Origin of the sequence: Paenibacillus sp. D2_2 (genome assembly GCF_031199965.1) — a bacterium.
Lineage (GTDB): Bacteria > Bacillota > Bacilli > Paenibacillales > Paenibacillaceae > Fontibacillus.
Genome location: NZ_CP133605.1, coordinates 760,953 through 780,000, shown reverse-complemented (window position 1 = coordinate 780,000; position 19,048 = coordinate 760,953). Strand labels below are relative to the sequence as shown.

Genomic DNA, 19,048 nt, shown 5'->3' with positions numbered 1-19,048 from the left:
TGATGGTGTCCCGGTATCCAAACCAGCCCCTTCATCTTCACGCCAGAGGGTGAAGATGAAGGGGCTTAATTCTTTTCGTCTAAGTTGCACTTTCCGCTTGCCGCTGTTTTCGGCGGCTTTTGCTTTGGGCCCGAAGCGTTTTAATGGATAGCATAATCCCTGTCAACGTCAGCGCGATCATGCCGATGGCCGTTATATTGAGCAGGACAGAAATATTAGTGCCGCCGATGATCCCCTTGTGAAGATTTTTAATAAAGCCTAATGCTCCGCCACCCACTTCGCCGCCGTCCGGCCCCACCGGAAATCCGCCTCTGAAGTTGGTTCGCTCAGCCCCCGAGGCATCCGGTGATTGCTGCTGCTGCATTTGGACGAAATCCGGAGGCTCTCCGCCTACGCGGTCGCCCATAAACAATCTTTCATTCAGCAAGAGAATGCCGGTAATGGACTGAAGCAAGATGAAGATGGAGCAGATCAATCCGATCCATAAATGCAGCGTGCGCATTTTTTTCATAAATGAACCCCCAGAATAAATGATGGAAACTTGTCCCAAATTACAAGCCCATCATAAAGGATCTAACTGAAAAGAACTTTAAAGCGGGCTGAGGGTTCACTGAAAGTTTCAGCCTTGGAAGTCTGTTCACCAACTGGAACGTTGCTTTGCCAGGTTCAGCCCCACGGTCTGGCAGACCAAAATGCCCTGTTTCTTCTTGTCGCGGCGATGTGCTACGATTAAGCTGCATACAACAATATGAGCTATGACACCCCGCGGCTGGTTGCGAAATGGAGAAGCTGCAAGGTTTGCCAACCGTGAGATGTGTCAGGAGCGGGAAGAAACGGAGCGATCGAAGAAAATGGTAGGAAGCGGCAGAACCCGGAGCAACGTGCGTCCGGGGCTGGAAGTCGAAATCGTTTTGAAAAAGGACCAGCGGACTGGCGCGCTCACGCGCGGGATCGTGAAGGATATATTAACGAATTCGCCGTCGCATCCACACGGCATTAAAGTCCGGTTGCAGGACGGACAGGTCGGTCGGGTGCAGGCGATCATCGGAGCTAGAGCCAACTCCAGCGATACCAGTGGCAACAGCTGATGCAAATTCAGGTTGTGTGTGTCGGGAAGCTGAAGGAGAAATATTGAACAGGCGGCGACGCAGAGTATGAAATTGCTTGGGTGCTTACGCGCGCGGACATTCGCGAGTTGCCTGACGAGAAAACGCTGGACTCTATGAGACCGACGAGGAAGAGCAGGTTCGCGTACGCCGCAGAATAACCTATGTTACGGCCAAAAAATATGTTATACAAATCAGCAATTTCAAGCTGTAAGACAAAAAAGGCCAGCCGTTCAATGAACGACTAGCCTTTTTACTTACTTTATTATCATTTTATCATGACGGATATATTACTCTCCGCCAAGGAAAATGTAGCGGCAAAGAATCAATACAGTCAGGATCCACATCAACCAGTGAATCTTAACTTTGTTCTTGCTTACCAAGTTACTGAATACCGCAAGAATGACGTAAGATACGATCCCTGCCGAGATCCCGTTAGCAATACTTCCGGAGAACGGCATCAGGATGATGGTCATGAAAGCAGGGAATGCATACAGGAAATCGTCCCACTCAATCGACTTCACTTGGCCCATCATCAACACACCAACTGTAATTAATGCCGGTGCAGTAGCCGCAGCTGGAACAACCCCAGCGAGCGGTGCGATGAACAGAGCACAGATGAACAATATCCCTGTAGTAACGGAAGTAAGACCTGTACGTCCACCTTCAGCAACACCTGCCGTACTTTCTACAAAGGAAGTAATCGTACTTGTACCAGTACTGCCCCCGTACTAACACCAACCGCGTCAACGAGCATCGCCTTTCCGATCATCTTCTCGCCTTTTTCTTTATCTTTCATTAATCCAGCCCGTGTAGCCGTACCAACGAGTGTACCGAAAGTATCGAACAACTCAACAAAAGTAAAGACGAATACAATTTCAAGCAAGCCAAGCTTAAATGCACCTGCGATATCAAGCTTACCAACTGCAAGGTCGTTCAGATTAGGGAACCAAGTTGCGTGTGACAAGCCGCTCACATCTGTAACTCCCATTGGAATACCGATCAGGGTTGTTGCAACGATACCTATTAATAAAGCGCCTTTTACACGCATTGCCATCAGAATAGCTATTAGAATCAAACCGATTAATGTCAATTGAACATCATGACTATGAACAAAATCGCCAAAAGCAAAGTTAATTGCGCTGCCAGGAATCGTAACCGATGCATCTTCGACTCCAGCCAGGTTAGCGCCAATCAAGTTACTCATTTTCAAACCAAGACTTGCTACGAACAAGCCAATACCAACCGTAATAGCGGCTTTAAGACTTTGTGGAACTGCAACGAGCAGCAATTGACGAACCTTCGTGATCGTGAGGATTATAAAAATGATACCGGAAATAAATACTGCCCGAGAGCGGCTTGCCAAGTAATTTCTCCTCCTGAGCTGAGAACAACGGTCATAAAGTACGCGTTAAGACCCATACCAGGTGCAAGCGCGATTGGGATATTAACGAACAAGCCCATAATAATCGTAATAAGGCCTGCCCCTACCGCCGTTGCGAAGAAAACACCGTCTGCAGGAATACCAGCTCCATTAGGACCAAGGAACAACGTGTTGACGAATAGAATATAGGCCATCGTCATAAATGTCGTAATACCCGCGATGATTTCAGTTTTTACAGTTGTTCCGTGTTCCTTAAGCTTAAAGAACCGATCCATTTTAAATACTCCCCCTTAAAATACTTGCTTGAGCTACCTCTTAAAATATGTTAGGAACGACAAAAAACCCGGGTTCTCACTCGCTTCCCAGGTCACTTAGCTGAACAGAAGAAGCGCTAGAAGAACAGAATGCAAAGTCCAGAACTCGCATCAAGCGGGTTGAACAATGCTTCTATAAATTGTCCGACATCATTGCCGGAGCGCCTCTTCTTTCCGTAGCCAGATCATTTACGGTGACCTCGTAGAAACTTCCGGGCCAATTCCCGGAATTATACGAAAAGCATATAGAAATTTGTCGATAGTTCCTGTTATAAATCTTTTGACTTGAAGACTTATTACATGGACTATTCTAGGCGCGAACGACAATCTTGTCAACATAAAAAGCGAATAATTTTAGACATACTTCTTTTTAATGTTCGTGATTTGTCAAAAATATAGCAATTTCTCCTATAGTATTGTTAATTTAACATGTATCCATACAACAAAATATTTAAATAAGACGCAATGCTGTCATATTTCATCGTTTAGAATGAGGCTACAAACAGTAAAGGGAGTGGCAAGAATGGAACTATATATTTTGGAAAGCACTCGAACAAACAATTTTACGGATCCTGAAATGTACAATAAGATTGTGGGTTTATGGCAGAACGTGCAAAATCGGCTTGAAGTGGAACAGCTAGCCAAGTATGGCGTGTACCATAATTATGAGAATAACTACAAGGGCGACTACGACCTTTCGACAGCAACCTCTTCCTTCATCACATCCAAGAAGCTTACGCTTTCTGACCAAGGATATAAAATTTTCAAAGTAGATAATTCTAGAGAAAATGGCGTATTCGAGACATGGCAGCAGATTTGGGCGTTAGAGGAGAGCGGAGAGTTAGACCGAGCTTACACATTCGATTATGAAAAATATGAAGTGAATGGGGAAATCGAAATCTTCATCGCTGTAAACGAACAATAACAAAAAACTCCCTTTTATCCGGAAAATAACGCAGATAAAAGAGAGTTTCTTTAATTGTTACGGTTATTTATATCCTATTCCCACTCAATCGTTGCTGGTGGCTTAGAGGTAACGTCATACACAATACGGTTGACATTCTCTACCTCGTTAACGATACGTACCGAGATCTTCTCTAAGATATCCCAAGGAATACGTGCCCAGTCTGCGGTCATACCGTCGATGGAAGTAACGGCGCGGATACCTACCGTATAAGAGTAAGTGCGCTCGTCGCCCATAACGCCTACACTCTTCATGTTAGGCAGAGCGGTGAAGTATTGCCAGATTTCGCGGTCAAGACCCGCATTAGCAATCTCTTCACGAAGAATATAGTCGGAATCACGAACGATCTTCAGTTTATCTTCAGTAACTTCGCCAAGTACACGAATCGCAAGCCCAGGACCTGGGAATGGTTGTCTCCAGACAATTTCCTTAGGCAGACCGCACTCTTCGCCAACCTTACGAACCTCGTCTTTAAACAATGTCTTCAAAGGTTCAATAAGCTCAAATTTCATATCTTCAGGCAAGCCACCCACATTGTGGTGGGACTTGATCGTTTGAGCAGTCGCCGTACCGCTCTCGACGATATCCGTGTACAGAGTACCTTGAGCCAAGAACTTAAAGTCATCAAATTTGCTGGATTCTTCGTCAAATACGTAAATAAACTCGTTACCGATGATTTTACGTTTTTGTTCCGGATCATCCACACCAGCCAGCTTCGAAAGGAAACGTTCACGGGCATCAATCTTAACAACCTTCATGTCGAATTTGCCGACGAAGGTCTCCATAACGCCCTCAGCTTCACCTTTACGCAGCAGACCATGGTCAATGAACATACAAGTAAGTTGGTCGCCGATCGCTTTATGGATCAACATAGCTACGACAGAGGAATCGACCCCGCCGCTCAATGCGCACAGTACCTTCTTGTCACCAACCTGATTGCGGATATCTTGAATAGTATCCTCAATGAAGGTTTCCATGCTCCAGTTACCTTCACATTTACATACTTCATATAGGAAGTTCTTGATCATTTCATTCCCATGCACAGAGTGACGAACTTCTGGATGGAATTGGACTCCGTACATTTCACGCTCGTTATTAACGAAGGCAGCGATTGGTGCAGATCCTGTCCAACCCGCCAGTGTAAAGCCCTCTGGCATTTGTGTAACATGATCCCCATGGCTCATCCATAATGTCTGTTTCGTATCCAGCCCCTTAACCAAAGCCAGATTACGGTCAAATTCAACCTCAGATTTACCGTACTCACGTTTGTTCGCCCGCTCAACCTTGCCTCCAAGCTGCTGTGCCATCAATTGCATACCGTAGCAGATTCCGAAGATCGGTACACCAATGTCATAAATAGCCGGATCGATATGCGGAGCATCTTCTGCATATACACTAGCTGGTCCGCCCGAGAACACGATGCCCTTCGGTGCCAGCTCGCGAAGACGCTCCACCGGGGTATTATATGGCAACAATTCGCTGTACACGCCCAGATCGCGAATCCGTCTAGCGATTAGTTGGTTATATTGTCCTCCAAAGTCCAGAACGACAATGATTTCATTTGGCTTATTCATAACTAGCCTCCCTCAATTAATGACAATAATTATACGCAACGACGAAAGATGTCGTCAAGGAAGATCATGCGGGAGATAACGGTAATGATATACCAAATTACGACATCGCCTCAAAAAACTCATGCTCTCAAGACGTCCCAATCTAACTCCTCCATAATAGAGGTTTTCCCAGTTCAATATAAAATCATCCAATTCAGCAGAATTTTCTCTGCTCCCAGACTGTAGCGATGTAATGTACTCCCGGCCAGTCATAGCTTGTGGCTTAGAACCAAAATGTAGGTACAACTGACGCCAGACGATATCGGCTGCCGATAGCAATTCAGCGGAATCAGGGAATTGACGACGCGGCTTAAGGAGATACATCCACAGCAGAAGCGCATTCCTACAAAATAACATCCGACGATACTTCCAGAGAAGCCAGACGACAGCTGGTATACTGAGCACTGAACTTATCCAAATGAACAGATTCGGCCCAATCATCGTCCATAACACGTTGGCCACCTGAGACAGCCCCTGCTTCAAATCGTTAGCGACTCGGCCTATTTGTTCCATGAGTGAGCCCACATTGAGCCCGGATGCCGTCTCCCCGATATTTTCCTCCCCGAACACGGACAGACTCTCAAAGCCCGGAGTCGGATCAAAGGGCACCCAGCCGAGCCCAGGAAAATAAACTTCCACCCAGGAGTGAGCATCTGAATAGGAGACGACATATTGATTACTGTCAGCTGCTACAAGCTCACCTGGCGCAAAGCCTTTGACCCATCTGGCAGGTACTCCTCCACTTCGCAGCAAGACGGTCATCGCCGTCGAGAAATGATCGCAGTATCCGCTTTTACTTTCAAATAGGAAATCATCCACGAAATCATGTCCAGACTGAGGAGCCGACGTCTTAAGACTATACGTATAGTTATTTTGCAAATAGTTCATAACCGCTGTAACTGATTCATATCTGTTCGTGCCTTCCCCAACCAACTTCGTACCTAGACTTCTAACACGTAACGGCAATTGCTGCGGCAACTGGAGCGACTTCATAGTTACCACTTCAGGATCAGCACCAGAAGCTTTCTGCAATTGGTCCAGCGTATATTGTTGAGGTTGAACCTTTATTTTATAGCCATACAGCTCCTCAGGCCGCTCCAGATCGCTAAATACCACATCAGAGGAAGCATCGTATATGCTGCCGCCACTCGCCTTTTCATCTAGGTTTTCATTAATATACAAATGTGCAATCCCCGCAGGTAGACCACCAGCAAACAAAGGAATATTCCTGCTCTCCGGGCTTGCAAATATAACGGTCTGTTCAAATATATTATCCGATTCTTCCGTCTCTCTAACTAATGAATCGGATAAAGCTGGGACAACTAGAGTATCTCCAGCTTGATCAAGGATGAGCCTGTCTGAGCCAGACACGCTCCAACCTTGCCCCGTATATACATTCTTACTCTCACCACGCCAATATGTTCGATAGGGTGAGAAGGCGGTGAAGTACTTTTCATGTCTGAGACTCAGAGACGCGCCCAACTTCGAATCATCCTGGCCATATCCCGACATTTTATAAGTCTGAGTCTGTCTCACACCAAGTCGCTCACCACTCCAATTCTCCCAGGCCCGGATCACATCGTCCCAAGCAATATCCCGAACAGGCTTCAACGGTAGGCTTAGGGTAAGACGGGCTGTCCCTAACAAGCCCGCCAGAAGAATAACTGCAATAACAGCGAGCCAAATGCGCTCAAAACCTTTTGCATGTAGCTGACCCGCAGCACTCCGTCGCTCCTGAACTACTAGCCTCTGCTTCGATTGGCGCCATGACTGGCGCAGCGACGTCTCCTGGAATCGATGATCCCCTGTTAGGACTCGTAACCTCCTCCTGAATAGAAATAGTTGCAGAATAAGGCCCCAACATAATGTGCGGACAAGTCCTGTATATACCTCCTGCTCACCGGTCATTTCAAGTGCCAGCAAGTAAATAATCGATGCAATGAAGAACAGAGTGATATTCTGCCTACCAAAGGCCAATATCTGCACGGAGGTCACCAGCAGCGTCCAACCGATCAATAACAGCAGAGCTCGTGTCTCGATGCTCACCCCGTACAATCGGCCAGATTGAACAATATCCGCAAAGTCATTTCCCAGCAGCTGGACATAGCTGAAGAACCAACTTTTCCCGCTTCCACCTCCATAAAGGTAGTACATAGCTGCGTAGATAAGTAGTGGATATAAACCTAGCAGTAGCCGAATTGATAGACCGAGGCAACCAATGAACAGCAGAGTACCTGTAAGTACCATAAATAGAGTAATGACCCTATAATGATCATCGCCAATCAACTTCTGCAGTGGATAGAGCCATTCCGAGAACAAGGCAAATAGCAGCAAAGAGATCATACTTCTGTGCAACACAATATCGCGGAATGAAGTAGGGACCCTTTCCTGTAATGGCACAGTGAACGTTGTTAGGGAGTCACCTTTGACCATTCCTTCTACATTAGGCACTGACATGTCCGTCCCCCCTATCATAAGACTGCACGGACAAAAATGAAGGTAGATTAACATAAGAAATACCAGCCCGCTGCAGACGAGCTAGCCATGTTCCTATCTCCGCTTCATCATTACTAGTAACCGATGTCCAAATCTCCAGCTTCACACCCGCTTCAACCCACTGAAGAGCTGCCGATATAAGCTCCGAAGTGATTCTTCCCGTTATCAATGTATAAATTACTCCAGCACGGGGAGTCATCACGCCAACGGGAAGCACAAGTTGAGAAGTAGAATTATCCGTTCTAACCCCGGCCAGCGAGTTAAGCCCTTGCCAAACACCACGCTGTCCGGAGATCAATATCGCCTCGGCAGTCGTTCCATAGCGTAGCTCAAGCTCGCCGTCGCCAGCTTCTTGATCAAGTCTTATGGTTAGCTCACCGCGAATAATGGTTGCGGCTGCTTGGATAGCTAGCTCAAAACCGGCATCCGTTGCACTGTCCTCTGGTCTACCCGTTCGCGCTACAGGTGTGTATGACATACTCCGAGTATCCAACCATAAGCAGCGTATAGACCTCTCTCTAGTATCCGGAATTCGGGCCAAGAGCGTTCCCGTTCTCGCTGAGCCCTTCCAATAGATACGGTGCAGTGGATCACCTGGCAAATATTCGCGAATTCGCTCTATGGACGGACTAGTCTCTATAACTTTATGGAACGCACCTGAATTCATCTCTTCCTCACCGGTCAAGTTCATCCCTTGGCTTGGACAAGTAGCCAGCCCGGCTGGATGAACATAAATCGTATCGTTCATAGCTGTCCTTAGCGTCCGTTTAAAATAGCCCAGCGGATCTCCGTAGGTAACAAATATCGCTTCTGCCCCGTAAATCCCACGCTCTGGATTCGATATCACATATTTTACGGTGTACTGTCTACGGAATCCGCTCAGCAGTACGCTCCCGCTCTCATATTCTTGATCCGAATCGACCTGCTCTGCCTGCATCGCCAACTTGTCCCGAATAAGCAGCCATGGCACGGGAATTCCTCCGGTAACCTTAACTCGTAAAGTCACTTCAAGTGGCTCCCCAGCCTCTGGCTGGAGGGGTAACCAAGAGCGTTCTATCTTGATGGCACGCGGTCCGAATAGCAAAATGACCACTCCTTGACCTATCAGCACGCCAAGCATTAGACATAGAAAGAGCAAAGTTGCCCCTCCTCGCCATACGTACAGTGCGGTCAGCAGACCAACTGTCAGCGCGCACCAGACCCATTTCCAAGCTCCTCCCCTCATGATGGGACACCCGGAGCGTGATGAAATACAGGAACCATGGCGCCGTTCAACAAGTCAGCAATCACCTGCCGACTCTCTAACCCTGAAATTCTCGCTTCGCCATTCAGTATGATCCGATGCGCCAGCACAGATTCCGCAACCTGTTTGACATCATCAGGCACAACATAGGTCCGTCCTTTGTAGAAAGCCATTGCCTGGCTCGCTCCTAGCCATGAGAGAGTCCCCGTGGGCTGATGCCAAGTAAGATCCTCGGATGGCGCCGGGATGTATCCGCCACTTGAACCATATAACGCTTGATTCTATCATCTACGAGCACCATTTTGACATGACGCTGAAGCGTTATGATCTCTTCCGGGAGCAGTATCGGCTTAATCCCCATTGCCTGCGGATCGCTGAAGCGTCCGAGCATTTCTACCTCTTGCTCCGGTGCTGGATAGCCAAGAGACAGCCTCATCAAGAAACGGTCCATTTGGGCCTCCGGCAGCCGGTAAGTTCCCTCGTACTCCAATGGATTCTGCGTCGCGAATAGCAAAAAAGGCTCCGGCAGGGATCTGGTAACCCCGTCTACCGTAACCTTTCGCTCCTCCATTGCCTCCAGCAGTGCGGATTGAGTGCGCGGAGCGGCCCGATTCAATTCATCCGCAAGCACGATATTGGCATGAATCGGCCCCTGCCTGAACTCGAAATATCCAGATTGAGGATGATATACCGTCACACCGGTGACATGTCGCAGGCATCAGATCGGACGTGAATTGAATCCGCCGAAGCTCCCGCCTACGCAATTGGCCAATGTCCGGACCAGCATCGTCTTGCCAACACCAGGCACATCCTCTAGCAATACATGCCCGCCGCATAACATCGATACGAGTATAAGTTCGATTTCCTTTCTTTTTCCAACAATGACACGTTCCACCCGATTCACCAGGCGCTCAAGCAGCTCTTGAGCCTGCTCTTGATTCATCTCTTCCATTCCTCCATTTCCAGCGATTAAATCTATCAATCAGTATCGCCAGAATCTAGTGGAAATAGACCCCTAGAGATAAACGTTACTAGCTTGCCTTCACGAGCCGCTCCTCGGTGGTTGAGGAAGTCGATAGGATCGGATGCCCCGTTGCCTCAAGAATGGACCGAAGTGGCACCCAGATTGCTCCGTTCTTACTTGTAAGAGAGATAGAGTGTGCATCCGATTTCCCCCCAGTCAGATCAGATTCGGTCATTATCGTATTTTCTAACGTATCGATAATTACTTTGGAATCTCCCCACGTTACAACAGCGCTACGATTCGGATGATCCCACGTTACTTTCGCACCCAGGCGCTCCATTAATGCCCGCAGCGGAACCTGGTACTGCTCACCCTGCAGGTCATATTCTCCCGCAGCTAGCTTCGTCTGTACCCCACCTGCTACAACATACAACGGCAGTCCGGGACCGAACAACGCGGCGTTCGGCACGATATGACTCTCAATCCAAGCTTGGGACGGGGCTGTTCGCGTTGTCCGTTTCATCTTATCGGAGATGTGGAATTGCACTGGCGGCTGCTCCGCTGACAACATACGGAAGACATACCCTTGCTTTTTATAAAAGTCAATAATACCCGGAAGTGCCTTAACTGTCTCTGCATGTCCCGCCCCATCATGCATCAGTATAATCATCTGATTTTTCAGTTTATCGGGGGTACTATTCCGTAAAATTTCCGCAGCAGGTACTCCCTTCCGCTTAGAATCCCCACTGTCTACGTCCCAATCAAAAACCTTATAACCAGCCTGCTCTAATAAATCAAAATAGGTCTTGTCAAAATGGTCATAAGTCCCACCTGGGGCTCTGACCAGTTCTGGACGCACTCCGGTAATCTCCCGTAGTACTTCTTCCGTATCCTTGATCTGGCTCCAGAACACATTAAAACTCTGGTACAGCTCACTATATTCATGATTATAAGTATGATTACCAATCGTATGACCCGCCTCGACAATCCGTGTAATAACCTCAGGCATTTTCTTAGCGTTCTCCCCAAGTACAAAGAAGGTGGCGGGAACATCTTCTTTTTCAAAATTGCTAGCACTTGATCGGTCAAATTACTAGGCCCGTCATCAAAAGTAAGATAGACAATCTTATCCGCTCTATCGGATTTTTGCATAGCCGCTTGCGCACCTACTGGCAGCAACGCTCCGGAAGCCGCTTTATCTGAATCCAGTTCTGGTGAAGCTGACGTCGCATAGGAGCTGCTACTCACAGCAGATACCTCTTGGCTCGTCTGAATAATCTGCTGTTCATGTGCTTCATTCTGCTCCCCTTCCCCTTGAGACACAGTCTGTAACTGTGCACTTCCGCCCTGTTCCAAGGAGTTGGCCGAAGCCTCCATAATCCCTGCCTGCCGAGAGATCAGAAGCGAGCTTACTGCGAATACCAGCATTACAAATAGGATCGGTATCACCACAAGACTGGAAATGAATCTTCTTTTCATTTATTTCTACCTCCGCCGTTTATATGAATCATTTTTGCATCTGGTAGATTGTATGTTGTGAACTATAAAAATAGACTCCTTCAATTGATCCCCGTAAGGGATAATTCAAGGAGTCCGCTTGTACTCACGATATAAATCAACAGGTATCTTGATTATGAATTTAAGCTCTCGTCTTTTGAGACGTTTCGATTATTTATTTTATAAGCAAGACCAATGCAAGCTGGTATCAAGACAGGTAGAACGATAAAACTTAAGAGCATTAACCCGATGATCACTACAATCGCAATTTCAATAAGTGACAGGACGCCCGAAGGCATTAAGGCTGCGAAGGTTCCGCTTAATATGATCGCTGCAGAGATGACCACGCCTCCGATATGAACTGCAGCGTCCGTTATTCTTCTATCCGGGGAGCCTTCGGTTTCCCGGTAACGCATCATCAAAAATATACTGTAATCGACACCTAGAGCGATAAGCATAACGAAGGAGAAGAACGGTATATTCCATCCTAATTCAGAAACTCCAAGGAACTTAGCAGCGATCCACTCGCCAATTCCCAGTGACATCTCATACGTTAATACCAGTGAACCAATAATCAGAATCGGCTGCCAGATCGAGCGGGTGATCAGCATAAGAACTAAGCCAATCCCTACCAGCATAATGATCGCTGTTCGAGTGAAGTCGCCTTTCGATAGATCTCGCAAATCCACGTTTTGTGAAGATTTACCGCCAATCGCGATATGGGCACCACTTAATTCTGTTCCCTGAACAGCAGATTGAACCTGCTTATCCAGCTCTTCAACAATATTCATGGCTTCCTCTGTAAAAGGATTCACATCTAAAATGATTAGAACCTTGGTACTCTTTCGATCCTTGGACATATACGTGTCCAGCGATTGCTGGAAGTCCTTACCCTCCATAACTTCCTGAGGAATAAATAGCTTCCGGGATGCTCCCGATTCACCAAGATCACGTAAATATTTGTTGGCATCATCAAGTCCTGAATGAATTTGTTCCAAGCCTTCCGTACTATCCGACAATCCTGCCTTCAACTTGTCTATCTTACCCGTCAAATCATCTATTCCGGTCAACATTTGCTGCTGACCATCACTGATTTGTCCAAGCCCTGTCTCAAGCATCAATGTTTTATCTGACATCTGTGCTGCACCTTTAGCTCCCGCTGTAACACCAGCCTCCAGTTCTGAGGCAGCACCCTGCAGTTGTGCGGCACCATGCTCCATTTGCGATAATGCATCGTTGACCTGCTTCATCGAGGTATTGGCTTGCTTGAAGGCAGCCATAGCTGCTTCATATTGCGGTGTTAATTGCTTCAGTTCCTCTGTGAATTGAGTTAACTGCTGCTTCGCGGCCGCGGCTACGGCAAGTGTATTCTGAACATCGGCCTCTTTAGCAAGCTCAGGCTTTTCTTGTAGCAAATGATTCATTGACAGCTCAATCGTCTCAAAGCCCTGCTTCGCCCCTTCAATGGCTTGACCTATAGCCGCGAATTGATTTCCGAAGCTACCCAAGCCATTTTCTAATTGAATATAGCTTTCTTGTAATTGATTGGTTCCCTTGGCAAGGGCAGTTAATTGCTCATTTAACGATGCTAGCCCCAACTTCAGCTTCCCTGCCCCGCTAGCTCCATCCTCAAGCCCTGAAGATAATTTACCCAGTGCATCGCCTAGCTGAACGACACCGTCTTTCATTGCCTTAGTTCCATCCACCAGCTTTTGAACCTCATCCACACCAGCCGCACCTGAACCAAGCTGTGATTCTGCCGAGGATAGTCCGCCGGATATCTTGCCAATCCCGTTTTGGGCCTCATCAATCCCACTGCTCAGTTGCTGACTTTGGTCGTCAATATACAGCTCATCGATTTTCTCCCCCATAGGCCGGGTCACCGAGTATACTTTTGAAATACCGTTTACCTTGGATATTTTATCTACAATCTCATCAAGAGCCTGCAAACTTTGCGTATCCTCCAACGAATGCCCTGATTGAATGACAAGATTAACCGGGGAGGAGATCCCGCTGGGAAATGATCCTCAATCACATTAATCCCCTGCTTAGAGGCATACGTATCATCCACCTCAAGGAGGTCGTTATAACTGAACGAATTACTGTATGTCAAAATACAAGGAATACTGATTACCGCAACAATAATAATACCTACAACGGGACGTAATACAGAGTTTTTGGCTAGAAAGCCCCATAGGCGGTTTTCACCGTGACCATTGAATTTCTTGAGCGGCCAGAACATTCCTTTACCTAACAGCGCCATGAAAAAAGGATTCAGTGAATTCAGCGCGAGCAACAGCACAGCGATCCCAATCGCTACAGCCGAAGCAGAACGATAAATTGAGAACTCGGCCAGAAATAGCGTCATAAACCCGATGAATACAGCTACTCCACTGTACAGCACCGTCCTCCCCGCTGATTTGAAGGTGTTTTTAACAGCTGATAATACATCATCCGAAGTGCTTAGTTCTTCCTTGAATCTGGAATACAGCAAAATGTTGTAGTCCGTCCCTATACCAAACAGCACAATCACAATAAACACTTGAGTAAAATTAGAAAATGGGAAGTTGAATTGCTCAACTAGATTCCCGACGATCGACATGGACACCAAATAAGATACACCGACGGTCAGTAATGAGATGATAGGAACAATCGGTGAACGGAAGACAGCGATCAATACGATTAAAATAAAGATGATGGCAATAAGCTCCGTCTTCTTAACTCCAGATTGAACAGATTGAACAAAATCCTCGATAATAACATCGTTGCCTGTTAAATAAGATTTCACATCATCCACTTGCAAGTATTGATCAAGCATGGCTTTCACTTCATTAATTGTATGAGCCTGCTTGTTCACGCTGAATTGCACTAACATGGTCGTCTGATCCTTTGAGACAAGCTGACTTCCCATTTGCTCATTATTAAATGGTGACAGGATCTCCTGAATGCCTAATTGATCCTTATCCTCCGTCAATCGTGTAACGGCCTGCTTGATGGAATTCCGCTGATCTTGAGACAATGCTGCCTTACTCCCGCTATGAAACACTGCGATAAGGTCATATTTTTCCTCTCCAGTATCATTCATCTCGCTAAGCATAACCTTGGCAATTTGACTTGGTGTCGTATCAGGGATACTCGGTTGCCCCTTTTCACGGACCAATAAGTTCAAATCTGGCATCATCAATACGGCTATAACAGCTGCAATAATCCATACCATCAATGTTCCTGTCCGCCAATTCAGTATTTTTCTCAAATTCTCCATCTCCTTTATTAAAATATATTCATACGGAATGAATGTTCATTCCGTTTAGAAGTAAAATAATTCGGAATGAACGTTCATTCCGTAATGGCAGAGCTATAGAATCAATAGATTCTAATAGCGTTCCAACAGCATTCTTCAATACCTCTTGCCAACTCTTCAGTCCATTGAAGAACACCATATTGAATTAGCTTATTCATCTGAGCATATGCTCCGTATACAATAGCGATCAGAGTTTCAGTCGGGAATTTATCCACAATGATTCCCTGCTCCCTGCCTTTATCCAGAAATTGACCAAAAAAGCCCAAAAAATCATGGAACATCTTCCTGCTTTCTTCGTCCAAATAATGACCCACACAGTGCGACTCAATAAATGTCACCACATAGACGTCCTGCTTAGTGATTTCGATCATTTTTTGAAAAATATGATGAAATTGTTCTCGCAGATTTGTATTGGAATAAGGAAAGTCCTCTTTGACTTTAGTTAAAAAGTGCTGCAGGCATGACTGAAATAGCTCGTTTACCAATTGTTCTTTATTCTCAAAATATCGGTAAATGGTACCGCCAACTTGTGCCTTCTCCGCGATCATCGGTATCGTTGTTCCATCATAACCACGTTCCGAGAACAAAGCCAGAGAAGCTCCCATAATATCCCTCTGCTTTTGGTTGGACATTTTTTCACCCTCAATCTAACGGAATGAATGTTCATTCCGTAGGTTATATGCATTAATTATACATACCCAATTAGAATTTTCAAGCTATTAGCTTTCGAGACTCAATTCTTTTATAGCCTCCAGAACATTCTCTACATGCCCCTTCACTCGAATCCCACGCCACTCACGAACCAGTCGCCCTTCCTCATCAATCAAAAAAGTGGAGCGGACGATGCCTTCATATTCGCGGCCATACATCTTCTTAAGCTGCCACACTCCAAACATTCTGCAGACCTCATGGTCTTCATCCGATAACAGCAGGAACGGAAGATTCTGCTTCTCCACAAAGCGGTTATGTGACTTCACCGGATCACCGCTAATACCGAGCACGACCGCATCCTGCTTGCTAATGACGCTATAATTATCGCGGAAATCACAAGCCTCTTGAGTACAAGCCGAGGTCATGTCCTTCGGATAGAAATATATGACGACCTTCCGTCCACGAAACTGGCTTAGGCTTACTTCATTACCCCCGTTAGCAGGAAGTGTGAAATTTGGAACAGGTTGTCCTAGTTCAACAGATTGCTGATTCATAAGAAAAGCCTCCTAAAAGAATACTAACCCTCATAAAATTGATTGTAACTATAAAAAAAATTATAATGTATGGAGTACTGCCATCAAAATGAACTCATCGTTTTTTCTGAAAGGAAAGAAATTTATATGACAAAACGAACAAAGCGGACCATCCTCTGGTCGCTGCTAGCGGTCCTGGTCATTGTTGTTGCTTTTCTGGCTTATTATTTTACCGCTATTTACAATCAGGTAGACAATTTCCAGAAGACCGGCGAGGATTCTCCATTTTATCAAGTTAAACCGACGGAGACAAGCAAGACCCCAGAACCACCAAAATGGGAAGGGACCGACAGAGTTAATATCCTGCTGATGGGTGTTGACGCTCGCGGTCTACAAAAGGAGAAGTTCCACGTTCCGATACCATGCTGGTCGCTTCACTTGATCCAGTAACCAAACGAGGGTATTTGTTCTCGATCATGCGGGACACCTATGTCAAGATTCCTGAATATGGCATGAATCGAATCAATTCAGCTATCACCCATGGACCTAACACAGCCATGAAGACGGTCTCCGACCTGCTTGGCATTCCCATTCAATATTATGTTTATACCGATTTTCAAGGGTTTATCGAACTGGTTGACTCCATCGGCGGCGTAGATTTCTATGTAGAGAAGGATATGCATTATACGAGCAAGGCCGATAATCATGAGTACGATATCGATTTGAAGCAAGGCCAACAGCATTTGGACGGTAAAACTGCGCTGCAATACGTTCGTTTCCGGCATGATGCCCTATCGGACTACAGTCGCACAGAACGTCAGCGTAATTTCTTAACGGCGGTTGCGAACAAAATGATCTCGACGACCTCCTTGCTCAAGTTACCGTCTATTCTAGAGAAAATTAACCCTTATATCGATACGAACCTGACGATTAACGATATGTGGAAGCTGGCTAATCTTGGCTATTCAAGCAAAATGACAGCCAGTGAGCAAATTCCACCAATGAGCCTCCTTGTCGAGAAGAGTGTCGGCGGAGCTGAAGTGCTCGGTATCAAGAGTGAGGAAGAGCTCAAAGCGTATGTCCAGGAAGTATTCAATAGAACAGATGACACCTCAGTTGATGAGCAGAACAGCGGGGACGACAGCAATTCTAAGACCAACGGCAGCAACAGTGCACCGAAGATTAAGAATGAAGCTGCGGATACTTCCAGCGGGCCCTGAGCCTGAGGAGATGGTTAAACAACCTGATTCGAAGCCCTGGAAGCACTATTACCTACTGTGAAAGGAAGTAACACATCATGAACAGGAAACAATCCGAAGTATTATATGAGGAAGCACTTCAACATATCGTAGGCGGCGTCAACAGCCCTTCTCGCTCGTTCAAAGCGGTTGGGGCGGGCGCCCGTCTTTATGAAGAAGGGCGAAGGCGCCTACTTCTGGGATGTCGATGGCAACCGCTATGTCGACTATCTGGCTGCTTACGGCCCAATTATTACCGGACATGCCCATCCGCATGTCACGAAGGCCATTGTCGAAGCAGCGGCTAACGGAACGCTGTACGGTACACCTACTGAGCTTGAAATCCAGCTCGCCGTTATGCTGAAGGAAGCAATTCCTTCGATGGATAAAGTCCGCTTCGTCAATTCCGGTACAGAAGCCGTTATGACGACGATCCGCGTTGCCCGTGCCTATACCGGCCGCAACAAGATTATCAAGTTCGCCGGCTGCTATCATGGCCATTCCGACCTTGTACTTGTTGCTGCAGGCTCCGGCCCATCGACGCTTGGCATCCCGGACAGCGCTGGTATCCCAACAAGCATCGCTCAAGAGGTTATTACCGTTCCATTTAACGATGCCACTGGATTGCAGGAAGCTCTGGAGAAATGGGGCGATGACGTAGCGGCAGTCATGATCGAACCAATTGTCGGCAACTTCGGGATGGTTATGCCCAAGCCTGGCTTCCTTGAAGATGTATGCCGACTTACTCATCAATACGGCGCGCTCGTCATTTATGATGAGGTTATTACGGCTTTCCGCTTCCATTACGGCTCCGCACAAACCTATGCGGGACTAGATAACCATGATGCGATCAAGCCGGATCTGACTGCACTTGGCAAGATCATCGGTGGCGGATTGCCGATCGGTGCATACGGCGGCAGCAAAGAGATCATGGAGAAGGTCGCTCCACTCGGCCCGGCTTATCAAGCGGGAACGATGGCTGGCAACCCGGCTTCGATCTCTGCAGGTATCGCTTGCCTTGAAGTGCTGCAGGATCCTAAAGTATACGAGGAGATGAATCGTCTTACTGTGAAATTGACCGCTGGCCTGGCTGAGTCTGCTAAGCGCCATGGTGTTCCATTGACAATTAACCAGATTCGCGGCTCCTTCTCAACGCATTTCTGCGACCATCCGGTAACGAACTATGACGAGGCGCAAGATACGGATAGCGAAGCATTTGCCGCCTTCTTCCGTGCTATGCTAGATCGCGGTGTTAATCTTGCTCCATCCAAATATGAAGCCTGGTTCCTGACGACGGCTCACACCGATGCGGACATTGACTTCACACTTGAAGCAGCTGAAGCTTCTTTCAAGGAAATCGCTAGCAAATAAATGGCATGATCCATATTAGCCCCTTGTGGCTCAGGCATATAGGCTTGAGCCACAAGGGGCTTTTTTATCATGGCTTTGAAGCCGACTCTAACGAAACGTGGTATCGCTATTTGCATCCAAAAGCACCTCAAAAAAATGTAACGAAACAGGGTATCGTTATTTAGCAAAAATGGCGGCTGAAAACCTAGATTTAACCCAAATAACGATATGACGTTTCGTTAGATTCGATTTCCCCCTGTTTTTGAGCAAATAACGATATGGTGTTTCGTTAGCGACGAAAGCCGGCTCGAATCAACAGATAGCACATATACCTTCTCAACAACGAAGGCGTCCCATTAGGGACGCCTTAGTATATACATCTTATACTTGTTAA

At 46.6% G+C, this 19,048-nt stretch carries 9 protein-coding genes, 6 pseudogenes and 1 riboswitch; of the genes and pseudogenes, 4 read left to right on the top strand and 11 right to left on the bottom strand.

Translation table 11 applies throughout. From position 1 onward, the window contains the following. Positions 1-79: 79 nt before the first annotated feature. Complete coding sequence (locus tag RE628_RS03745) at positions 80-511, bottom strand: PepSY-associated TM helix domain-containing protein (RefSeq protein WP_309157474.1); 432 nt, start codon at positions 509-511, stop codon at positions 80-82. 340 nt (positions 512-851) lie between these two features. On the opposite strand from RE628_RS03745, the gene RE628_RS03740 reads away from it, so the two are divergent. Continuing rightward, positions 852-1,088, top strand: coding sequence for a YwbE family protein (locus tag RE628_RS03740; RefSeq protein WP_309159356.1), 237 nt, complete (start codon positions 852-854; stop codon positions 1,086-1,088). 308 nt (positions 1,089-1,396) lie between these two features. Here RE628_RS03740 and RE628_RS03735 read toward each other — a convergent pair. After that, positions 1,397-2,765 (bottom strand): annotated as a pseudogene (locus RE628_RS03735) (NCS2 family permease). A 196-nt stretch (positions 2,766-2,961) separates the two neighbouring features. Further along, a riboswitch (purine riboswitch) is annotated at positions 2,962-3,062 on the bottom strand. A 265-nt stretch (positions 3,063-3,327) separates the two neighbouring features. Between RE628_RS03735 and RE628_RS03730 the strand changes: the two are divergent. Further along, a complete protein-coding gene (locus tag RE628_RS03730; protein WP_309157472.1) occupies positions 3,328-3,729 on the top strand; it encodes an AraC family transcriptional regulator in 402 nt (133 codons plus the stop codon). 74 nt (positions 3,730-3,803) lie between these two features. Here the strand turns inward: RE628_RS03730 and guaA are convergent, their stop codons facing one another. The 9 genes and pseudogenes from guaA to bcp form a co-directional block, all read right to left on the bottom strand. Continuing rightward, entirely contained in the window at positions 3,804-5,342 is a 1,539-nt protein-coding gene (guaA, locus tag RE628_RS03725; protein ID WP_309157471.1) for a glutamine-hydrolyzing GMP synthase, read from the bottom strand. A gap of 54 nt (positions 5,343-5,396) precedes the next feature. Then, complete coding sequence (locus tag RE628_RS03720) at positions 5,397-7,838, bottom strand: transglutaminase-like domain-containing protein (protein ID WP_309157470.1); 2,442 nt, start codon at positions 7,836-7,838, stop codon at positions 5,397-5,399. Then, on the bottom strand, positions 7,825-9,102 hold the full coding sequence (locus RE628_RS03715; protein ID WP_309157469.1) for a DUF58 domain-containing protein: 1,278 nt from the start codon (positions 9,100-9,102) through the stop codon (positions 7,825-7,827). Before RE628_RS03715 ends, RE628_RS03720 begins: the two co-directional genes overlap by 14 nt. Continuing rightward, positions 9,099-10,063: pseudogene (locus tag RE628_RS03710) on the bottom strand (AAA family ATPase). The gene RE628_RS03715 and the pseudogene RE628_RS03710 overlap by 4 nt, the downstream one beginning before the upstream one ends. Positions 10,064-10,151: 88 nt before the next feature. Then, positions 10,152-10,424: a stalk domain-containing protein gene (locus RE628_RS03705; RefSeq protein WP_309159355.1), complete on the bottom strand. Its 273-nt coding sequence runs from the start codon at positions 10,422-10,424 to the stop codon at positions 10,152-10,154. Positions 10,425-10,910: 486 nt separating this feature from the next. Next, positions 10,911-11,236, bottom strand: a pseudogene (locus RE628_RS03700) (polysaccharide deacetylase family protein); the annotation flags it as partial. A 479-nt stretch (positions 11,237-11,715) separates the two neighbouring features. Then, positions 11,716-14,834, bottom strand: a pseudogene (locus RE628_RS03695) (MMPL family transporter). Positions 14,835-14,944: 110 nt separating this feature from the next. Then, complete coding sequence (locus tag RE628_RS03690) at positions 14,945-15,514, bottom strand: TetR/AcrR family transcriptional regulator (protein WP_309157468.1); 570 nt, start codon at positions 15,512-15,514, stop codon at positions 14,945-14,947. Positions 15,515-15,601: 87 nt separating this feature from the next. Continuing rightward, on the bottom strand, positions 15,602-16,087 hold the full coding sequence (gene bcp, locus RE628_RS03685; protein ID WP_309157467.1) for a thioredoxin-dependent thiol peroxidase: 486 nt from the start codon (positions 16,085-16,087) through the stop codon (positions 15,602-15,604). Between the two features lie 126 nt (positions 16,088-16,213). On the opposite strand from bcp, the pseudogene RE628_RS03680 reads away from it, so the two are divergent. Together RE628_RS03680 and RE628_RS03675 are read left to right on the top strand one after the other, a co-directional pair. After that, positions 16,214-17,286 (top strand): annotated as a pseudogene (locus RE628_RS03680) (LCP family protein). A gap of 77 nt (positions 17,287-17,363) precedes the next feature. After that, a pseudogene (locus RE628_RS03675) lies at positions 17,364-18,675 on the top strand (glutamate-1-semialdehyde 2,1-aminomutase). Positions 18,676-19,048: the final 373 nt, after the last annotated feature.

Excerpts from the sequence above, each read along its gene's own strand:
- RE628_RS03745 (WP_309157474.1), bottom strand. The coding sequence starts at position 511 with ATGAAAAAAATGCGCACGCTGCATTTATGGATCGGATTGATCTGCTCC.
- RE628_RS03740 (WP_309159356.1), top strand. The coding sequence starts at position 852 with ATGGTAGGAAGCGGCAGAACCCGGAGCAACGTGCGTCCGGGGCTGGAA.
- RE628_RS03730 (WP_309157472.1), top strand. The coding sequence starts at position 3,328 with ATGGAACTATATATTTTGGAAAGCACTCGAACAAACAATTTTACGGAT.
- guaA (WP_309157471.1), bottom strand. The coding sequence starts at position 5,342 with ATGAATAAGCCAAATGAAATCATTGTCGTTCTGGACTTTGGAGGACAA.
- RE628_RS03720 (WP_309157470.1), bottom strand. The coding sequence starts at position 7,838 with ATGTCAGTGCCTAATGTAGAAGGAATGGTCAAAGGTGACTCCCTAACA.
- RE628_RS03715 (WP_309157469.1), bottom strand. The coding sequence starts at position 9,102 with ATGAGGGGAGGAGCTTGGAAATGGGTCTGGTGCGCGCTGACAGTTGGT.
- RE628_RS03705 (WP_309159355.1), bottom strand. The coding sequence starts at position 10,424 with ATGGAGCGCCTGGGTGCGAAAGTAACGTGGGATCATCCGAATCGTAGC.
- RE628_RS03690 (WP_309157468.1), bottom strand. The coding sequence starts at position 15,514 with ATGTCCAACCAAAAGCAGAGGGATATTATGGGAGCTTCTCTGGCTTTG.
- bcp (WP_309157467.1), bottom strand. The coding sequence starts at position 16,087 with ATGAATCAGCAATCTGTTGAACTAGGACAACCTGTTCCAAATTTCACA.